The organism is Brevibacillus sp. MS2.2, assembly GCF_013284345.1.
GTDB classification, from domain to species: domain Bacteria; phylum Bacillota; class Bacilli; order Brevibacillales; family Brevibacillaceae; genus Brevibacillus; species Brevibacillus brevis_C.
Genome location: NZ_JABSUZ010000042.1, coordinates 23211 through 44769, shown reverse-complemented (window position 1 = coordinate 44769; position 21559 = coordinate 23211). Strand labels below are relative to the sequence as shown.

The window sequence follows — 21559 nt, the reverse complement described above, 5'->3', positions numbered from 1 at the left end:
CATCCGTTGTGATATTCCCGATTTCTTTAAGCGGTGATTGTACCCAACGAATCTGATAAAACAAATCTTGGGCGACCATGGCAGAAGAGACACGTTTCAACGTATAGTTCTCTACTTCCGCAAATACATTTCCTTGCTCGTCGATCAGACTGATATCGTAGGAAACCGTCTCTCGGTTATCCCCCTGAGTTTCCCTCTTTCGCAGGTAGCTGTAAAACGACGAAGACATTTTTCCGTAGATGCTCATGCGCTTAAAGGAAAAGGGGAGGTAGAGATTTTCCAAGATAAACATGGTTACAGCATTTAGCCCGGTATCTAGTAAAGCTGGATGAAAGCCGTACACCGAAAAATCATCTAGGTAAGCTTCTGGCAATTTTACCCGGACCAGCACACGATCTTCGCATTTCGTCAGTGAATGAATATTGTTCCATCGCGGACCAAATTTGGTACGCCCACGTATGGTTTCAATTTTCGCTTCTACCTGCTCCCAAGCGCCTTCTTCCCTGATCCGCTGAAGATCCATCCAAGGAGCCTTTGCAGCTTCGACAGGAATGATTTTTCCTTCCACATTCAGTTGCCACTCGTGATTGACTCCCGCGTGATGGGAAGAATTACGGTTGACTATACGCAAGTGAAGCTGTTCATCTAGACTTTCCAAAATCGTATGGACCAAATGCTCTTGTTTCTCCGGGATGACCAACGGACTGATAAACCGAAAATCCCGCAACTCAAAAGCGTCGTTTCCATAATGACTGTATCCAGCTTTTCTCGCCCATTCCATGAATGCGGTCGCAGGCACGATATGGTACCCCATCATGAGATGCTCTTGCAAAATCCACTGATTTTCCATCCGTAATGGCATTTCATAGATGCTCTGCCGATAGGATTCCAATACTTTAAGGCCAGGAATGACTTCCTTATTTTGCGGGATCAGCGTTTGAGCCTCTCCTCCCTGACCCACATCCACCAGCGGCCAAAAAACGGTCTTTTTAAAAGGATAAGGAGGCAACGACAATCGTTGGTACTCCCCGGACTGATAGAAATACCGCCAATCTATTTCCGCTCCCTGCACATAGAGCTGGCAGATGTCAGACATCCCCTGAAAATCAGCAGAGGAAACGCTGGTAATCAGTTGCCGAGCTTTATCCAGCAACTGATGCAAGCCCGATTCGGTAATCTCACCATTTGCTTTATCCAATTTGCTTTCCGGAACGACCTTAAACTCGTTGTAATAGATTCCTTCGACCTCTCGACTGTAGGGAAGACGCTCCAAAAAGACCTGATTTAGCTTTTCTTTTAATTCGTGCAAACTGCGAACGATTAGGGCAAGACGGCATGTATAATGTCCTCTACCCATTACCGAAGTAAAACAAAGCTCCTCCAAAGACAAGTTCTCCTGATGATTGACAAAATGGCGATAGCGAGATATCAGTTCGAACAAGGTATCTTTATCTTTAGCCGAAGCGGTAAAAATCTGAAAAGGACGAACTGGCGGCGCATCCGCTTTTTCAACTGGCGCTTCCTCCAGTACGAGATGGCAATTCGTGCCGCTAAAACCAAATGAACTCACACCTGCGCGAAGTGGAATATCCTGTTGATCCCGCTGCCATTCCTGGAGCTTGTCCACCATATAGAGCGGCGAGCCCATAAAGTCGATGAATGGATTCGGATCGTCAAAATGAAGGGTGCTGACCATCTTCTTATGTTTGAGGGACATAATTACTTTAAAGACAGAAGCGATCCCTGAAGCGGCCGCAAGATGACCGATATTTGATTTCACCGAACCGATTCCGCAAAACTGTTTCTTCGACGTATATTTTTTAAAAGCATTGCTTAATGCTTGAACTTCGATTGGATCGCCAAGAACTGTGCCTGTACCATGTGCTTCAATAAATCGGATCGTCTCGGGTGAAATCTCGGCATTCATCCAGGCTTTTGTGAACACTTCTTCTTGAGCGATCGCATTGGGTGCTGTGATTCCATTCGATTTCCCATCGTTATTAGCCGCACTTCCTTTGATGACGGCATGAATATGATCCCGATCCTGGATGGCTTTATCCAGTGGCTTCAGTAATAATGCCCCAAACCCTTCTCCCCATAGCGTTCCATCTGCATTTTTGTCAAAAGGCTTAACTAGATGTAGCTTGGATTCCACCAAGCCAAAAGCAGGGTTTTTAACCGGGAAGAAAATCAGGGAAACGCCGCCTGCAATCGCCATGTCGCAATCGTTGTTCCTGATTGCTTGACACGCATTGTGAATGGCTAACAATCCTGATGAACAAGCGGAATCTACGACCACGCTAGGTCCCTTTAAATCGAGAAAATAGGAAATCCGGCTGGCCAAAATGCCGGTATAGGAACCAGTTAGCGCCAACTCGTCCGTTTGGTCCAACAAGTGCGTGTACATGTTCCCTACAGTGTGGTCTCTTCCAATAAAAACGCCGGTTTTGGATGAAACGATTCGATTTCCCCCGTACCCAGCATCCTCCACGGTTTCCATAACGGTAGTCAAGAGAAGGCGTTGCATGGGGTCCATCATGACGGATTCCTTATTGGAAATCTTGAAATATTCCGCGTCAAAATGATCAATATGGTCCAGATATCCGCCCTTTTCATAGACAACGTCTGCTGAAGTTCCCTGATACATCTTGCTGATAAATCCTTCGACACCCGTTTGCCTGCTCTTCGGAAAATCCGTGATGCAGTCGACCTCGGCCATCAAATTGTGCCAGTATTCATCCAGATTGCTAGCACCCGGGAAGCGGCCAGCCATTCCGATAATCGCGATATCCTTGTTTTTTTTCAAGCCTGCATTTTTGATCTCTTTCAGAATGACCTTGGACTTCTCGACGCTTAATTGCTGATCCTTTATCTGCTGATAAATGTATTTTCTCGTTTCTTTCATTCCTCTTCTCCCAGCAATCGATCGATCTCTTCCACATCGAGCTCACCGTTGGCTAAGCGATGCAAGATTTGATCGAGATTTTGATCTTCATCCTCCTGATCCATACTGCCGGATGATAGTGGTTGCTCACTTCCCATTCTGGAATACAGATATTCGGCCATCTTATTAATCGTGGGATAAGTAAAAATATCCGAGATGCCCAGCTGATCTGGAAAGAATTTTTCCAATTCCTGGAGCAGATATACAGCAAAAATGGAATTCCCTCCAAGGGACGTAAAATTATCATCCATTTGAATGGAATCAGATTCCAACAGTGTGATCCATAACTGGCGAATCAACTCTTTGATTTCGTGCAGGGAAGCGTGCCTTGGATTCCCATGAAACACGCTTGGGGACGTCTGAGCAATATGGTTTTCTCGAAGCCCCTTCGACTGTTCCACATAATCGATCAACAGTCTGTTTCCCTCGTAAAAGAAGTTGCTTTGGAAATTCTTTATAGCCACCTCTTTATTGATTCTACCTATCACTATTTGTTTCTCGCCAAGGGCAAGTGCAGCATCAAATGCAGTAACAGCAGTCTTCGATGACAGCAGGTGGAAGATCAGCTCTTTTTGGAAGGTTCCATAATCATAGGCCATACCGATCTCTTCCCACGGCGCCCAATTTAGCGTAATTCCGTTTTGATAGACAGGTAGGCTGTGGACGAAGCTGTCCAAAAAGCCGTTTGCCGCCACATAATCACCTTGTCCTGGCGTACCTTCCAGCGTAGAGACAGATGAAAAGCAGACGAAAAATTTCAGCGGTTCGGTGATCAATTGGGCCAAATTCATACTCCCCGCTATTTTGGCTTGAATCACCTCACGAAAACGTTCCTCTTCCCTATTGAATAAAAATTGATCCCCGGCTACTCCAGCTGCATGAATCACTCCGTTGATGCTGCCGAATGTTTCTCTGACTTCTTCGAGCAAGGCCGCTAGCTGTTCTTTGCACGCAACATCCGCCCTGTAGATCGTATATGTACTGCCTGACTCTGTAATTTTTTGCAGCATCTTGATTCTTCGTATTACTTCTTGTTGCTCTCCTTTTTGTACAATCTCTTCCCAATCATCTTCTGCTGGAAAGCCTGATCTGCTTACCAACACGAAATGGATCTGCTTCTTCCCTGCTAGGTGCAAGGCAATGGTCAAGCCTAACCCACCCGTTCCACCTGTGATTAAATAACAGCCCGATTGAGTCAGGCTGAGCTCTTGTGGTAGAGATGACTGGTGATCCAGCTCCTTCATTTTTTGCACGAAGCGCTGACCGCGTCTGTACGCTGCAATGTAACTGTCTGGCTGATGCTCCAGTTCGGCAATAATCGCAGAGATATCTGTATCTGTATCCAGATCAATAGAACGGCAGCGCAAGTGAGACCATTCACTGCTGACTACTTTTCCGAGATGATAGAAAGCATTGTGAATCGGATTTAGTGCAGGCTCCGTATCTGTAACAGGAAACGCCTGATCGCCAATCAGGACCAGATCAATTTTGTGTCGTACGTTTAAGGCAATCAAACTCTTCGTCAGATAGAAGAGACTGAACAAACCTTCGTCTCCAATCTGGTCACCGTTGATCTTTGACAGAGAAAAGCAGTGGATGATGCGCTGCACAGCCTTGTTCCCGATTTCCTTCCATAGCGCATCGAAATCTTGTTGATTGACAGTAACCTCATAATGGAAGTCATCGAGCTTGGCAAAATGATCACCAACCGTAACGAGAATGGTAGGGGTTCCGTTCCTTTTGAGTTCCTCCATCAGTTGTTGAGAGAAAGGGTCATGACCACTAAAAACAAGCGTGTGCGGCGTTGTGTCCTGATTTTTATTTTCTTCACGCAATGGCCTGGCTTCCCAAACAATTTGATGAAACAGCCCTTTGGAAGAGAACGCGGCGGAAGATGCTTCTGCCATATTCACTCTTTTCAAGGTGTATTCTTGTATTTCAGCGAAAACCTCTCCTTTTTCGTTGAGGAGGATGATATCAAAGGAGATTGCTTCCTGCATGGTCGCCGCATCTTTCTCTTTCATCTGCAGCAAACTGTAAAATTTGCTCGGCATGGCCCCAGAAAAAATGAGTTTTTTATACCGAAAAGGCAAAAACAATCCATCGCGAATTTGACTGATCGGAATATTAACCGCGCAATCCAACAAAGAAGGATGGAGAACAAAAGTGTGCAACTCATGAGCAAATTGAACAGGCAGTTCAAAAAAGGCGACAATTCTGTCCGCTTCCATATAAATCTCTTTCATGCACTCCCAATGCGGGCCTGTTTGAACAGGGGCATCAGCCTCTGGTTTATACCCGGATACCGACTGCTTGTTTGCTCCCCTCAGCAATTCGGGAAGAGACAGTTGCTTTTGCTGATGCTGCTGTTCAGACTGAACAAGCACTTTTGCTCGGCAGTGAACGACCCACTCATCCGAATGTTCCAACATCGAAGTGACCATGACGTCATACGATAACTTTTGTTTTTGCAGGACAATGTGGACGCTCTTTTTTTCCCCTTCTTTGACTTGAAGTGGCTGTAAAAACATGACGTTTTCTAGTGCCAACACGTCCTGCTGAGGTATCGTTTTTCGAACAATCTGGCTCATCATTTCCAGATAAGCGGTTCCAGGCAAAACGTAATGCTCAGCAATTTTATGTTCCGCCAGTACCCAATGCGTGTCGACCGAAAACTTCGTTTCATAAATATCAACGCCATTACTGCTTACAAGGCATTGGTCGACAAGAGGAGCGAGTTTTTTCTCCAAATCTTTCGGCTCGATCCAGCAGCGAATATCCTGAAACGGATACGTAGGCAAGCTAATCAATGGATGCCGTTGAGCAGAGTAAAGGTCGTTCCAAGGAATTGGCTCGCCTTCGATATACTTCAATGCCCAATGGATCATCTCGCCGAAAATGGAATTCTCTTTACCAACCAGGCTGACATCTCTTACTTTCTGGATAGAAAGCCCCCGATAAAACACATGCTCATTGACAATCTTTTCGACGCCGGATTTGCGAATAGAATGCAACTTTTCCAGTAAATCGGTTTGATCTTGAAACACGATCGCCAGTTTATGGGCAAAGTGATCCCGACCAACATTCGCTGTGTAGCATAAGCTCTCCAGATTGATGACTCCTGCCTGCTTGACCCACTGATCATAATCGCTGACCAGCTTATCTAACACAGTGGGGTTTTTCGCTGATAACCCGAGCATGTACCATTGTTCTTCTTTGTTTTTTTGTGAGGACACTTCTTCGGCTTGGTGATATTGTTCCAGAATGAGATGGCAGTTGGTTCCGCTCAACCCGAAAGAATTGATCCCGCATCTCCGGGGGTGCTCCCCCTTTTTCCACAACCGGGCTTCGTCGTTCACATAAACAGGCGAATTCACAAAATCGATTTCTTGGTTTGGGCTTTGAAAGTGCAGCGTTGGTGGCACAATCTCGTGCTGCAATGCGAGGATACATTTCAACAGGCCAGATATTCCGGCTGCATGATCCAAATGGCCGATGTTCGTTTTGACCGACCCAATCGCACAAAACTGTTTTTTCGTGGTGTACCTGTCAAAAGCTCTTTTGATGCCCTCTATCTCTACCGGATCCCCCAAACGGGTTGCCGTGCCGTGAGCCTCGATCAGTGAGATGGACTCTGGATGAATGCCTGCATCCTGCCAGGCCCTTATAATCAAGTCTTCCTGGGCCTTAGAGTTGGGCGCAGTTATACCAATGGATTGCCCATCCTGGTTGATGGCACTTCCCTTTATTAGGGCGTAAATATGATCTCCATCTCGGATTGCCTTTTCCGCGTCTTTCAGCAAGATTACTCCCACACCTTCACCCAAGCCGGTACCATCGGCCTCGCGATCAAAGGTTCGCGCTCTGAAGGTTGGGGATACGATGCCGATCCCCGTATTGGCCTTTTCAAAGGGTTGAAACTGAATTTTTACTCCTCCGGCAAAGGCCATCTCGCACTCATCTCGGCGAATCGATTGGCACGCAAGATGAACGGCAACCAGTGAAGAGGAGCATGCCGTATCGATCAGCATGCTGGGACCATGCAGATCGAGCAAATAAGCCAATCTGGCAGCCATGATCGATTTGATATTCCCAGTCATCGCCAAGTCTGCTATTTCTGCGTTGTCTACAGCAAGAAAATGCTTGTATTCTCCCCCAAAATCACTGCTGTATCCTAAAAAAACACCCGTCTGACTTCCGCGCAACCGAGCTTTTCCATACCCTGCATCTTCCATCGCTTCCACACAGCTTTGCAAAAAAAGCCGCTGATTCGGGTCCATCAGCTTGGCTTCTTTTCGCGAGATTGAAAAGTACTCACAATCAAACAGATCGACTTGATCTAAATATCCGCTTTCCGCATATTCACTTTGTTCTTTCCGAACATCTTTCTGCAAAAAATAAGACAGAAGTTCTTCGTAGTCTTGTTTACGCGACAAAGGGATTCGTTGGATAGAATCCTTGCCAAGCACAAGATTACTCCAGAACTCCCTGACATTGCGCGCATCAGCCAGCTTTCCAGCTATCCCAATGATCGCTACGTCTTTTTTCGGAGCATCTGCCGACTTCCCCAATTCCCCCCAAGTACCTGCGATATCCTCTTCAAAGTTGAGGTGGATATCGTCAAATAGAGGCTTACTTTTCATTGACAACCTCCTTTTCGGCAAACATGATAGGGGCAAAGTCATCAAACAGATGTCTCTTCTTCGTCTCGTCAAAAATTTGAGTGAAACGCTCTTTTTGCTCTTCCAGCGGCACTTTTTTCGTCACAAACACAGAACGAAGCATCTCGATCGCTTGCTTTATATCCTCAAAGGACTCTTCTCTTCCTTCTTCCTCTAGTTTGTTGCCCAAAGCCTGTATTTTTCTGTACGGTTCGATTACGCCTTTTTGATACTCTGCGTCGTCCCAGTTTTCGTTTCTCATGCACACAGCGATCCCTAAAGAACGGGAAACCACGGATGGACGTTTTTCCGCCACCTGTTCATCGATAATAGACATAATTTGCTCATAGTTATCTTCATAGGAATAAGCACGCACATGCGAGAAGTCGCGTTTGATCAAATTAGTCAAGGCTGTTTTTGGCCCCAACTCAATAAAGGTGTTCACTCCTTGTCTCAGCATATAATCGATGGTCTCTTTCCATCTGACTGCACTGGTCATTTGTACATTCAGCCTATCCCGGATTTCTGCTGGATGGTAGTATGGCTTTGCGTCCACATTAGAGATAACTGGCCATTTTAGCCCAGCCATTTGCGTTTGAGCGATAGCCCTCTGGAACATTTGATTGCTGAGCTCCAGATACGGTGTGTGGAAAGGAGCAGAGACCTTCAAAGGAATCGTAATGGCACCGATTTTTGCCAGATTTTCCGTGGCGACTTTCACCAAAGAGTTGGCGCCTGAAATCACAACCTGGTTGGATGAATTGTAATTGGCCACGACAATTTTATCCTCGCCGTTCGATACACGCTCACATTCCTCTTCGACCAGAAGTGGGTGCAAGCCATTAATAGCAGCCATGCCGCCAAACCCGTCCGATGTAGCTTGCTGCATGATCGTTGCTCTTTCCATGACCAATCGCAATGCATCCTCATAGCGGAATACTTCCGCGCACGTAAGAGCTGTAAATTCCCCAAGACTGTGACCAGCCATAAAAGAAGGGAAAAACTTTTTCTCCTTGCAAATGGATTGGAAAATGGCATAGCTGTATGCAAAAATCGCAGGCTGCGCATATTCAGTCCGCGTTAATTTTTCCATATTCCCCTCGTTGATAATGCCCAACAAATCGTATCCGAGAATTTCGTTGGTTCGATGAAAAATTTCCCTAACCTCGGGAGAGCTTTCATAAAGAGCTTTCCCCATCATATTGTACTGACTTCCTTGACCTGGAAATAATAAGGCGATCTTAATCATAACTGTTTCCTCCCTTTATGGTTACGTTATACTGGGCACGCTTTTAAGAGAACGTGCCCAACTTGGCTAACACTGTTACGTATTAACAACATTTGAAACCAATTGCTTCGCCAAATGGGCAAAGCCTTGCACCACTTTTTTCAATTCTGTGCCTTTAAATAGCAAGCTGTCGTAGTCCAGATAAACCTTGATTCTTTCCTGGTTGTCCACTTCCCATCTCCAGATTGCATTGAATGAAGACAAAGCTCTGCTAGGAACAGAAGGGGTCAACGGATACAGTAAATACAAGGTTTTATCCTGTTTCCGTCCCATGTGGTAAGGATCTGCAAGTACATTCAGACGATTATCATTTTTGATGCTTTCCTTGACCGTCAGGAAAAGTGAGTCAAAATCGGTCATGTTGGAAAAATCAATGGTCACTGTCTGGACCTGCTCATGCTTGTTCAATAGATGAATAAAAATGCAATCTTCATTTGATACTTGTTTCAACAAATAAAAAAGCAGAGAGAGCATGACTTCCTCGACCCGCATCTCATGGAACCGGGAGATTTGGAATAAGCCCTGTGCGATGGTTGAGGCCAATTCCAACGCCAACGGAAGGTTTTCACCTCGATCATTTGTTGACAAGAAGTAATTGACGGGCAGTTTCACTCCACGCATTCCCTCTCCTTGCGATGCTGAGATGCTCATCTCGATATAGGCAGCCAATTTTTCAATAGTCGGATGTGTAAAAATATCCGCCACATGGATTTGCAGCTCGAAAACTTCTTTTACTTTTTCCTGCATCAGTACAACGCTAAGCGATGTCCCACCTAAATCGAAGTAGGAATCTGCGGTGCTGATTCTCTTCAAGTGCAATAGCTCTTTCCAAATGGAAGTAAGCTGTTCTTCCACTTCGGTAGTCGGCTGTTTAAATGGATTGGAACTGACGAGTTGGATTTGTTGCAGGGATTTCAGCTTTTTCCTGTCTATTTTTTGGTTGCTGTTCAACGGGATTTTCTCAATGACGAAAAATTGCTGCGGGACCATATAAACTGGCAAACGCTCCAGCAAGAACCCTTTCAGCTCACCAAAACTGACAGCCTTATCTGTCCCTAGTACCAGGTAGCTTGTTAAGCACCTGTCATCAACCCCGCCGGATTTCCCGGCATTTTCCACCATCGTATCTAGCACCACGACATTGTCCTGAATCCCTGGATACGAGGAAATAATTGCTTTTATCTCGGACAGCTCAACGCGAAAACCTCGGATCTTCACCTGATCGTCGACCCTGCCCGCACATTGAATAGTGCCATCCGCCAAAAACCGAGCGATGTCTCCCGTTCTGTACATCTTAGGGTGCAGATCGCTATCGAATGGATTGGCTACAAACCTCTCAGCCGTTAGCGTCGGATTGTTCACATACCCGGAGGCCACACCCATGCCGCCTATATACATTTCCCCGTATACGCCCAATGGAACGGGCTTATTGAAGCTGTCTAAAATATAGATTTGCGTATTGTCAATGGGCTTGCCAATCGTCTGCTGTTCCGCATCTGTAATCTCGGAAACAGTCGACCATATTGTGGTTTCCGTTGGTCCATACATATTCCAGAAAGATCCAACCCTCTCGAGCATTTCCCGGGCCAAATCTGTTGGCAGGCTTTCTCCGCCGCATAGAGCCTTCAATTGCGGACTGCCTGACCATCCCGACATGATCATCATTTTCCACGTGGCTGGTGTCGCCTGCATTACTGTGATTCCGTGTGTTTCGAGCAATAATCTTAACTGGTTCCCGTCGCCCATTTCCGTTTTGGTTGCGAGTATTACCGTCGCTCCAGTAATGAGCGGTAAGAACAGTTCCAGCCCAAAAATATCAAAGGAGAAGGTCGTCACCGATAGAAGCTTATCCTCCGCTGTCATGCCTGGTTCTCTCGACATGGATAGCAGAAAATTGCTCAATGCACGATGCGGAACCATAACCCCTTTTGGCTTGCCTGTGGAACCGGATGTAAAGATGATATAAGCCGTCTGTGACGGTTCGACAGTAAAGTTCAATGGAGTAGACGATTCCTGCAAAACTTCGTCCCACTCCTGATCCAGAAGCACCGTGCTTTGGAAATAGAGCTTGGTGTCTGCCAACAATTCGCTGGTGGAAACAATCACGTCTAATCCAGCTTCTTCTTTGATCTGTTGCAGACGCTGAAGAGGAATGCTGGCATCGATCGGAACATACGAGCCTCCCGCTTTCAACACAGCCATCATAGCGATGACCATCTCCAATGAGCGCTCGATGTATATTCCCACTGGTTTTCCCCGCATTCCCCCCTTTTTTTGCAAATAACGAGCCAACCTGTTTGCCACATGTTGCAATTCTCGGTAACTCAAAGATGAGCTACCTATGGTTATCGCTATTTTTTCTGGATTTTTTTCAACCTGGCTCTCAAACAACGACAGGACGTTTTGACTAGGGTCTACTTGTCGTCGAGTTTGGTTAAAACCTACGAGCACTTGCTGTTTTTCGTTCTCGGGCACCATCTGTACTTCTGACAAAGCTATTGATGGCTCGTCTATAACATGTTTCATCAAATCTTCAAAATAACGAGCCATACGCTCCATCGTTTTTCTTGCAAACAGGTTCGTGGAATATTCAATCTCACAACCTATTTGTGAACCTTCCTCCCAAGCGGAAAAGCGAATGCTGAACATGGCTGTTTTATGCTTGTAAAGCGAAGTGATTTCCTTCACTCCACCGATCTGATCTGTCTTGTCGTAGACATCCCGAAAACTGAACATGGTTTCAAATAAAGGGTTCCTACTCAAATCTCGCTGAATGTCCAAGCTGTTAATTAGCTCTTCAAATGGATAATCCTGATGATCCAATGCAGAAGAGATGGTTTGCTTGACGACTTGCAGCAATTTTGAAAAGGTGGTAGCTGCATCGACGCATAGTTTTAGGGCAACCGTATCAACAAAGGGTCCGATGAGGTTCTCTAGCTCCGTCTGTTTCCTTCCAGACACAGGTGTTCCGACGATTACTGTTTCTTGCTGGCACAGTTTGGATAGGAGAGCAGCATAAAGAGCCAGCAGACCCATATTTACTGTAACGGCTTCCTTTTTCACCATACGCTTGAAGCGTTCTGTTGTTTGTTCATCGATGTGAAACTGAATGAAGTCCCCGTCAAAACTTTGAATGAGAGGCGGCTTGAAATCCGTCGGCAACTGGAGCTTATTCTCATGCTCACCATTCGCGAATTGATCCAGCCAATACTGTTTCTGTCTGTCGAATGCAGGGCTTATTTTCATCGAAGATTGCCATTCAGCGTAATCCTTGTACTGCACAGGTAGAACTGGCAATTCTTCACCTTTAAAGAAAGACAGGAAATCTCTGATCAACAATTGATAGGACATCTCGTCTGAAATCAAATGATGCATATCTATGAGCAGCATGTTTTTATTTCGCTCATAGCCAATCCGAATAAGGGGCGCTTTTTCCGGTTCAAACGGCCGAATAAACCCAGAGATTGCCGCATCCATTCCTTCCTCGGGCAGTACCAGCTCCTCAATGGTGAATGGAATGGTTTCATGCACAGTCTGAACTACCTCTTGCCCTACGAAGCCAAAGGAGGTTCGGAAAATTTCATGACGTTCGATGAGCTTTTGAAAGATTTGCTCAATACTGTTCGGATCGATGTCCCCCTCTAATTGATACACGCCGGGATTGTTGTATACCGTCGTGAAAGGATGCATCTTTTGCAAGAAATAGACTCGCTTTTGAACCGATGTCAGCGGATAGTAGTCCTTTCGCGCTACAGAGTGTATCCCGCCCTCCCTACTTGGATTGGTTTGTTGCAGATAGGCGGAAATGCCGCCAACAGTAGGATGGTTAAGAAAATACGCCATGGGAATGCGCTCGTTGAACAGCTTTTGGATTTTTCCCAGAATGGAGAGAGCCATAATGGAGTCTCCACCCAATTCAAACAAACTGTCGTGAACCCCGATTGGTCTCACACCAAACTGTGCTTCCCATACCTCTGTGATCTTTCGTTCCCGTTCGTTTTGCGGAGCGGTATATTCAGTTGTCAAATCAGGCCGTTCATACGTTTCCGTGTTACAAGGCTGAGGGTAATCAAAGGCGATTTCCTCTGAAATAAGGTGAATTTTCGCATCATGATACCGGGTCGTGAGCTCATTCAAGTCATAGGCAGAAATGACAACCTGCGGAAGCTGAATCGTGCCTATCCGGGAAAAAATGTGCAGGCCTTCTTCTTCTGTTATGGCATTCTCTAGCTCCTCACCAGTCAATTGTTTATGCTTCTCTTCAATTTGCCGGGCCATCCCTGTCCCTCTCCATCTCTCCCAATTGATTGACAGAACAGGGAAATTACTTTTATTTCCATGGCAATAAATTGCAAATGAGTCCAGGAAAGAGTTTGCTGCGCAGTAACCCGCCTGCCCGATTGCGGGAATGTATGCACTCAGTGATGAAAACAGGATTAAAAAATCCAGCGGCCTTTCGCGAAGAGTCTCATAAAGAAAGTAAGTACCTTCTACCTTTGCTGCTAACATCTTCTTAGCGTTTTCTCGTGTGCAGCGTTGTATCATTTCCCCATCTGGCACACCTGCTGCATGGATCACTCCTGTCAGTTCTCCAGGTAGACTATCAATTTTTTTCATTAGTTCTTGAACTTGGCTCTTGTCGCTGATATCAGCATTCATGATGTGAATGTTCCCACCAAATTGCTCGATTTCCAATAACCGGCGAATTGTTCGGCTCACCCCATCATCGGGCTGGTGTTCCGAAAGCCACTCCTGCCATGTTTCCTTCGGAGGAAATGCAGACCTTCCCACTAATATCAGGGTCGCCTGTGCTTTTTGCGCCAAAAGTTTGGCAACGGCGAGGCCAATCCCGCCCAAACCGCCTGTTACTAAATACTTACCGCCTTGCTTCAGCTCTATGCCGTCCTGGGCATGAGTGGAGATGGCATCATATGCTGGCAACCAAAAATACTTGTTTTGATAAGCAACCACACCGTTCCAATCTTGCGAGAGAAATGGCAGGAGGAATAAATCGATAGCTTTGTCCATATCCATGGACCCCGGTGTGATGTCAATATCAAAGAAGCTGCATCGAATCGCCGGGTATTCAAGCGGAATTACTTTGATTGGTCCGAGTATGATAGACTTTTGCGGTTCTTTCCCGTCAAAGCCAGTAACCTCACAGACCCCATTTGATATGACTTTCAACTCCATCGATTGCTCATAGAAATGCAAGCCGAATTCCTTGGCAATGGCAAGCAAACTATAGTACCCGTTATCGAGAGACGTATCCAAATCGGATAGCGTGAAGCCCTCTTCCTGTTCAAGCAGCAAGCTCCACATATGAATGGTCTCATCTGGCGTGAACGAACTCGCTTTCAATTCTTGAAAGAGCCAGCCATAATCCTCGTCTTTGCTCGGATTGATCGCAAATTCGTTTTCATTCATTCTCTGTCGATGCTCGCTTTTATAAACAACGATACATTGTTCGCTCAACTGTTTTATTTTTTGCGTCAGAAGCTCACTGATCAGGGACTGTTCGGCAAAAATCAATCGCCGCTTTTCTTTGTGAACATTGTTTTTGGAAGAAAGGATAGGTGTGTGCCGCTTCCATGACGGAACGTAATACCAATCCTCGATGTTTTTCCTTACCATCTGTTTCGATTGATTTGTAGCGTTGGCTTGAAGTGCCGTGTCTTCCAACCAGAATTTCTTTCGCATAAATGGATAAGTAGGCAATGGGATTCGTGTTCCCTGTGGATTCAATTGGTTCCAATCTATGGTCACCCCGTATTGCCACAGCTTGCCGAGCCGCTTGTATAAATGGTGGTGCTCCGAGACATTGCTGTTTGCAAACGGGATGAGATTTAGTATTTTTGGAGCGGGATCTGAGCCCAACGTTCGTTTTGCCAAAGCACTCAAATCATGCCCCGGCCCGATTTCGATAAAAATAGCGCGTTGATCCGCTAGAAGCTGGATTGCCTTCGTAAACCGCACCGTATCTTTTAGCTGATTGATCCAATATTCGCTGGTGCCCAGAGCTTCTTTCCCTGCCCAGTCTCCTGTTACACTGGAGATAAACGGAATCTGCATCTGCTGATACGCAACTGGTTGAAAGGCCGCCTGGTAATCATCCAATATCGATTCGACCCGTGACGTATGAATCACTTTCGGAAAAGGAAGAGGTGTGCAGATCCATTTATTTTGTTTCAGCTTCTCTTCTAGGTCCAATACCAAATGTTTGGGTCCGCCAACTACGCAAGACACTTGGTTATCAATGGCAATTTCCAGTGATTCAGACAAGAAAGGAGTCACTTCCTCTACCGAAAGCGGAATACTGAGCATCAATCCATCCGGCAGTAGCTGAAATAACTCCCCACGTTTGACAACCAGTTGAATCGCCTGTTCTAGGGTAAACAGCCCCGCAATCGTCGCCGCAATATATTCGCCCAAACTGTACCCGATCACAACATCTGGTTGTATTCCCCATTCCATCAATAACCGGGCTAATGCGTATTCAAAAGCAAACAGAATGACTTGTCCATGATCCAAACTGGCTATCGCTTCCCTGGCTTGATCCCGATCATTATCTTTTGGAAACAGAATGGAGCGATAATCGACTTCCGAGTATCGTTGGAGGATAGCGAAACAATGATCGAGGTGCTTCCGGAAAATCTCCTCCTTTGCATAGAGTTCTTGTCCCATGCTGACGTATTGGGATCCTTGACCGGAGAACATGAACACGATTTGTTCAGGCTGTCCATCTGCCCGATAAGTCTGTGATTGACGGGGATTTTTATCTTTCAAAGCACGGATCAGCTCCGCGCTGCTTTGGCAAACGATTGGCTTGCGATATTCAAAAGATTTTCGTCCCATTTGCAATGTATAGGCAATATCACGCAACCTTGTCTGGGGATGTTCCTCCACATGCTTCGCCAGGTTTTCGGCCATCTTTTCCAGCGATTCGCTGTTTTGGGCGGACAGTAAAATAAGGTGAGGCTGCTGCTCATCCTTCACCGACTCGTCGACCTCAGGGGCTTCCTCCAAAACCAAATGCGCATTTTGCCCCCCAACGCCAAACGAGCTAATCCCCGCCCGTAAAGGAAATGGCCCATCGCTCCACTCACTCAACTTTGTGTTGATTGTGAACGGACTTTTCTCCATTTCCAAAATCGGATTGCTCTTCGAAAAATGGATCATGGGAGGGATCTGGCGGTGTTTCAGAGCGAGTACGGTCTTCATGAAGCCCGCCACACCCGATGCTGCATCCAGATGGCCAATATTGTTTTTGACCGAGCCCAAAACACATTTGGTTTGCCGATCATGAAAAACTTGTTTTAGCGCTGTAAACTCGATGGAATCACCCAGTTGTGTCCCGGTCCCATGGGTTTCAATGTACGAGATGCTCTCCGGCTCTACATCGGAGAGTTGCAATGCGCTTTGAATGACTTCTCTCTGTCCCTCAACACTTGGCGCCATATATCCCGCTTTACGGTTTCCATCGTTGTTGATGGCACTCCCCTTAATAATGGCCCAAATATGGTCTTTATCCGCCAGTGCATTTTCTAGCGGCTTTAACACGACCACCCCGATCCCGTTTCCAAACAAGATGCCTGATGCTTTTTCGTCAAAGGCACGAATTCGTCCGTCTTTCGATAGAAAGAGCCCTTCTTCATACAGATATCCGCTTTTATTCGGAATCAAAATGGAAATGCCCCCAGCGAGCGCCATGTCACATTCGCCACTAAGTAAACTGCGGCAGGCAGTATGAATGGCAGTTAACGACGTGGAGCAAGCGGTCGTTAGTGTTAAGCTGGGTCCTTTTAAATTGAATTTGTAGGAAATTCGTGAGGCGAGAAAATCTTTGTTGCTCAATTGGATTTCGGAGAAGAGATCGCGATGCTCCCCTTCATAGGAATAAACTCTGGCATTCCAGTTATAATTGCTCGATGCCCCTGCAAAAACGCCGATTAATCCGGAATAACTGTCAGGAATATATCCGGCGTCTTCCATGGCTTCCCAGGCAACCTCGTGAAACAGCCGAACCTGCGGGTCCATGACCAGGGCATCTTTGGGGCTATATCCAAAAAAACGTTCGTCGAAATATTCAAACTGATCGATGATCGCGCCCGCTTTTACATAGTTTTTATTCTGAATGAGTTCAGGCGGTACTCCTTCTGCTTTGACCTCTTCATCGGTAAAAAACGTAACAGAGTCCAATCCATCCTTGATGTTATTCCAGAATTGCTGGCGATTGTTTGCTCCCGGAAAGCGGCAGGATAAGCCGATCACGGCGATTTCCAAGCCGTTGAAGTTTCGAGTCTCAGCCATTTCGAACCTCCTTCCCCTTTTTTCGCAGCATTTTTAATTTATCGATCCCTTTATGGACTATCTCGGAGCGATCAAAGCCGAGATCGTTTGCTTCCATTCCCTTGTCTTGCCCTTTCAAATACCCGGCCAGCTTGCGAATGGTCGGATATTCAAACCAAGAAGAAATCAGAACGGGCTTATCCATGGTCTTCTGGAGGATATCATTGATCCCCACAATATCCATCGAAGTGATTCCTGCATCAAAGAAATTGTCGTCCAGGCCCATTTTCGTATTCCCAATGTAATCTTGAATCGTTTCTTGAAGCAACATCTCCATGGACAACTCTTTCCGCCCTTGACTCTTAAGCCGTTCCCCTTTGTATCGGGGCCGGTTGACCCAGAGGGCGAGCCTTGGCTCCAGGTCTGTTGTGGAAACAATGACATGCTCTTCATGATGGATGAGAGAGAACAAATAAGCAAAAATTTGTCTACCTTCTGCGGGAGTGATCAGTTGTTCCATACGTTCACTCGCAGCTGTACGGTTGCCTGAATCAGAAACCGAGAAGTTCCAAGCATCCCAGCCGACGGACATCCATCTGGTTTGACTCTGCTCTTGATTCATCTTTTGGACAAAACTATCCATGAATTGGTTGGCCGCCGTATAGGCAACCAGTCCAATCCCACCGAGAATCGAAGAGAGGGAAGAGTTCACCATGCAATACGCAATCTCTCTATCTCTAATGAGCTTTTCAAGAATGAGGATACCTCTTATTTTCACAGAAAACTCTGCTTCACACATGCTCCGATTGATATGGGCAATCGAGTGCTGGAAGAAATCGCTTACGACTCTGCCCGCTGAGAAGATAACACCGTCAATCTGTTCAAACCTCTCGTCGATCTCTTCCAATAGGGCCTTCATTTGTGCTTCATCGCTTACATCTACCTGATACAGATGAACCTGTGCGCCCAGTGCTTTCAGTTGCATGACTTCGCGAATTTTCTGATGGGTAGGATCGCTGTCAGGAGAGTTGGCCAGATACTCCTGCCAGTGTTCTTCCCGAGGGAACTGTGAGCGTCCAGTCAAAATAATTGTAGCTGGACCCTGATGAGCCAGCGCGCTTGCTGCTGTCAAGCCAATCCCGCCCAAACCTCCTAAAACCAGATGCACCCCTCTAGCTTTACGATCAGAAGCAACGGGCAGATCTAAGCGAATGGGTTCGTACGTTCGTACCCATTTGTGACGGTAGCGGATGGCCATCATTTTTTCCGGGTCTTGTTTGACCAGCTCCTCAACGAGCAATTTCATGCCGATCTGTTCCTGCTTCTGGAACTCTTCCGCCGAAATTTCCAAATATGCGGAATGGACATTTCCAAATTCTTGTGGTATGACCTGGACAGCTCCGAAGGCAGTAGCATAATACGGCGACAAAGCTTCGTTCCCAATAATGGACTGAGACGCAGATGCGATAACAAATAACTGAATCGGCTGCTGAGGATCAAGCATCCCAAAAGATTTGCCCATGTGCAATAAGCTGTAAAAAGTAGGCGTCTGTACATGCTGGGAGACATCCTTTTCAAAAAACGAGGGCTCATCTAAAAGACTCCACATGTGAACGATTTTCCAGACCTGTCCCGGTTGAAAAACTTCTCGTAACAACGTGAGATACTGCTCGGTCTCTTCCGGATGAATCTCGTACTCATGTGGAGCCAGCTTGAAAAATGAACGGCCAGCTTTTACGGTACACACCCGTTTTCCTTTTGCTAACAGGGCTTGCTTAACTCCTTCTCCTATTCCGCTAGTATCAGTAAAGATTAAATAGGAATCAGACTGGTCGTCCATACGTGTACGGCCCGATCCGTTGTGCTGTTTCCATACGGGACGATACAACCAATTCTCCAGCTCATTTTTACGAATGGCATGTTGTTGTGTCGCTCGATCTTTCTTCTCAAACCAATACTTGTCTCTGTCAAAGGCATAGGTGGGGAGGGACAGACGGTTTCTGTTCTCGCCAGAATACAGTTCTTTCCAATGAATGGAGCCCCCTTGCTTCCATATCTCCCCTAGACTGTTATGAAAATACCATTCTGTCGATTCCGTCATTTCTTGCGAACGCAACAGTTGGATGACAGGTAGAGGTTCGCATTCAGACCAATCCCGATGCTTCATCCCCATCTCAATTAGAAGGGGAATGTCCCTCTCCATGAGGTAGTTCTCCATTGAAGATGTAACAGAGATTTGTTGCATGTTGTACAACCAAAAATCTGTGTCACGAATCAGCTCGTTCGTGATGGGAGATCCGCTGGATATAACCTCCAGATCATTCCCCCCCACTCTTATCGTCCGTAATACAAAAGCGAGTTCTTCTTCCATCCGGCTTTGTTGTTCCTTTGCAGAATGAAGCCACTTGTGTTTTAGAACAATGATTCTAACCAGATCATTCATAGATAATAGCTTCGCATGATAGACAGCGGAGAATATGCCTGTCCCCTCCGCAATCGCCACATGAGGTTTGATTCCGAGAGAAACCATAAAGTCAGCCAATGCGCATTGGTAAATGAACTGACTCATTTCCACACACATAGAGTCCAGCTTGTCCACACGATTATCAAGCCCACTACCCTTCAAGATGCTCTCGATGCTGGGTACATCAACTGTTCCTGATGTTGTCCAGGCATGGAGATAGCCATCAATGATACGGGCAAAGCCCTTTTCAGTCCGGTACAGCTCGTACCCAATTTTGAGAATCGCTTGACTTTGCGGCGAAAACAGAAGCCCAGTACGCAGCTCTTCTTTTTCACTTTTGGATACGTCGCCCCTTCCTGTTTCAAGCGAGTGAACAGCTTCTGCGACTGAAGAGCAAACTATCATTTTTCGATAAGGAAAATGAACACGCCCAGTTTGCAATGAATAGGACACATCCGCAAGGGGAAGTCGGGGATGTTCACGGAAAAATTGCGCCATTTTCTTGCAAGCATTCTCTAATGCCTTCTCCGTTTTAGCTGAAAACAATAAGAGATGCTGCTGTCTAAAAGAAGCATCTGAAGGAAAGGAAGGAGCCTCTTCCAAAATTACGTGGGCATTTGTCCCTCCAATTCCAAAAGAACTAACGCCTCCCTTTGGGGAATGGCTCACTTCTTTCCATAAACGAGGCTTTGTGTTCACATAAAACGGACTTTGTTCGAATGACAGCTTGGGATTCGGCTGCTCATGGTTAATGCAAGGCGGAATCACTTGATGCTTCAAGGCAAGAGTCGTTTTGATCAAGCCAATGATGCCTGCTGCGGTATCCAAGTGGCCGATATTGGGTTTGACAGACCCGATGGCGCAAAATTGGGGCTGGGTTGCTTCTGCTTGAAATACTTCTTTAAGCGCCTTTATTTCAACTGCGTCACCCAGTTCAGTCCCAGTTCCATGCGTTTCAATGTAACTGATTTCACGTGGAGAGACGTTGGCAACCGTCAGCGCCTCATGAATGACTTGCGCTTGTCCGATTGGGCTCGGCGCAGTATACCCAATCTTTTCATCTCCGTCATTATTGACGGCAGTACCGCAGATGACAGCCTGTATGTTGTCGCGATCACGAATGGCATCCGCCAAGCGCTTCAAAACAACAATCCCGATCCCATTTCCAAAAACAGTGCCTGCGGAATCTGTATCAAAGACACGACAATGACCATCTGGGGAGACCATGCCTTCTTTTTGGAAGACATACCCTCCTGTTTGCTCACTTCGGATCGTCACGCCCCCTGCCAATGCAATGTCACACTCGCCATTCAATAGACTTTGACTAGCTAAATGGACTGCGACCAAGGAGGAGGAGCATGCCGTTTGCACGTTGACGGAAGGTCCACGCAAACCCAATTTAAACGAAACTTTGGATGCCAAAAAATCTTTTTCATTGCCAATGCCGATTTGCGCGTGCCCCAGTCTTTGCACAAGTTCCGGATCTGAATAAAGACGCAAAAAATAGCTACTGATGCAAGAGCTGGCGTAAACTCCTACCACTTGCTGCTCTATGTCCTGCACACAGCTAGCATCTTCTAGCGCCTCCCAGGCACATTCGAGAAAGACACGGTGCTGCGGGTCGGTAATCTCTGCATCCTTTTCTGAATAACGGAAAAAGCCTGCATCGAAATACTCTGTATCTTTGAGGATAGCTCCTCTCTTTACATATTGAGGGTCGTTGAGGAGATTGACCGGAATACCTGCATCCCTTAACTCCTCATCTGTAAACGTCTTGATGGATTCCACACCGTTGACGATATTTCGCCAAAAAGCCAAAGGGGTATCGGCATCGGGAACACGGCAGGCCATGCCAATGATGGCAATTTTTGAATGGATTACATCTTCATCCATCACTCACATCACTCCCGCTT

Annotated in this window: 5 protein-coding genes; all 5 read right to left on the bottom strand. The window is 46.3% G+C overall.

Annotated elements, in window-relative coordinates:
• Positions 1-2905 (bottom strand): type I polyketide synthase (locus HP568_RS25870; RefSeq protein WP_173630614.1); only part of this gene is annotated, 2905 nt, incomplete at its 3' end.
• Positions 2902-7587 (bottom strand): type I polyketide synthase, encoded by a 4686-nt coding sequence (locus tag HP568_RS25865; protein WP_173630613.1) that lies wholly within the window; start codon positions 7585-7587, stop codon positions 2902-2904. The genes HP568_RS25865 and HP568_RS25870, both read right to left, overlap by 4 nt.
• On the bottom strand, positions 7577-8854 hold the full coding sequence (fabD, locus tag HP568_RS25860) for an ACP S-malonyltransferase (protein ID WP_048033096.1): 1278 nt from the start codon (positions 8852-8854) through the stop codon (positions 7577-7579). Before fabD ends, HP568_RS25865 begins: the two co-directional genes overlap by 11 nt.
• 75 nt (positions 8855-8929) lie before the next feature.
• A complete protein-coding gene (locus tag HP568_RS25855; RefSeq protein ID WP_173630612.1) occupies positions 8930-17203 on the bottom strand; it encodes a hybrid non-ribosomal peptide synthetase/type I polyketide synthase in 8274 nt (2757 codons plus the stop codon).
• On the bottom strand, positions 17196-21539 hold the full coding sequence (locus tag HP568_RS25850) for a type I polyketide synthase (protein WP_173630611.1): 4344 nt from the start codon (positions 21537-21539) through the stop codon (positions 17196-17198). Before HP568_RS25850 ends, HP568_RS25855 begins: the two co-directional genes overlap by 8 nt.
• Between the last annotated feature and the right edge of the window lie 20 nt (positions 21540-21559).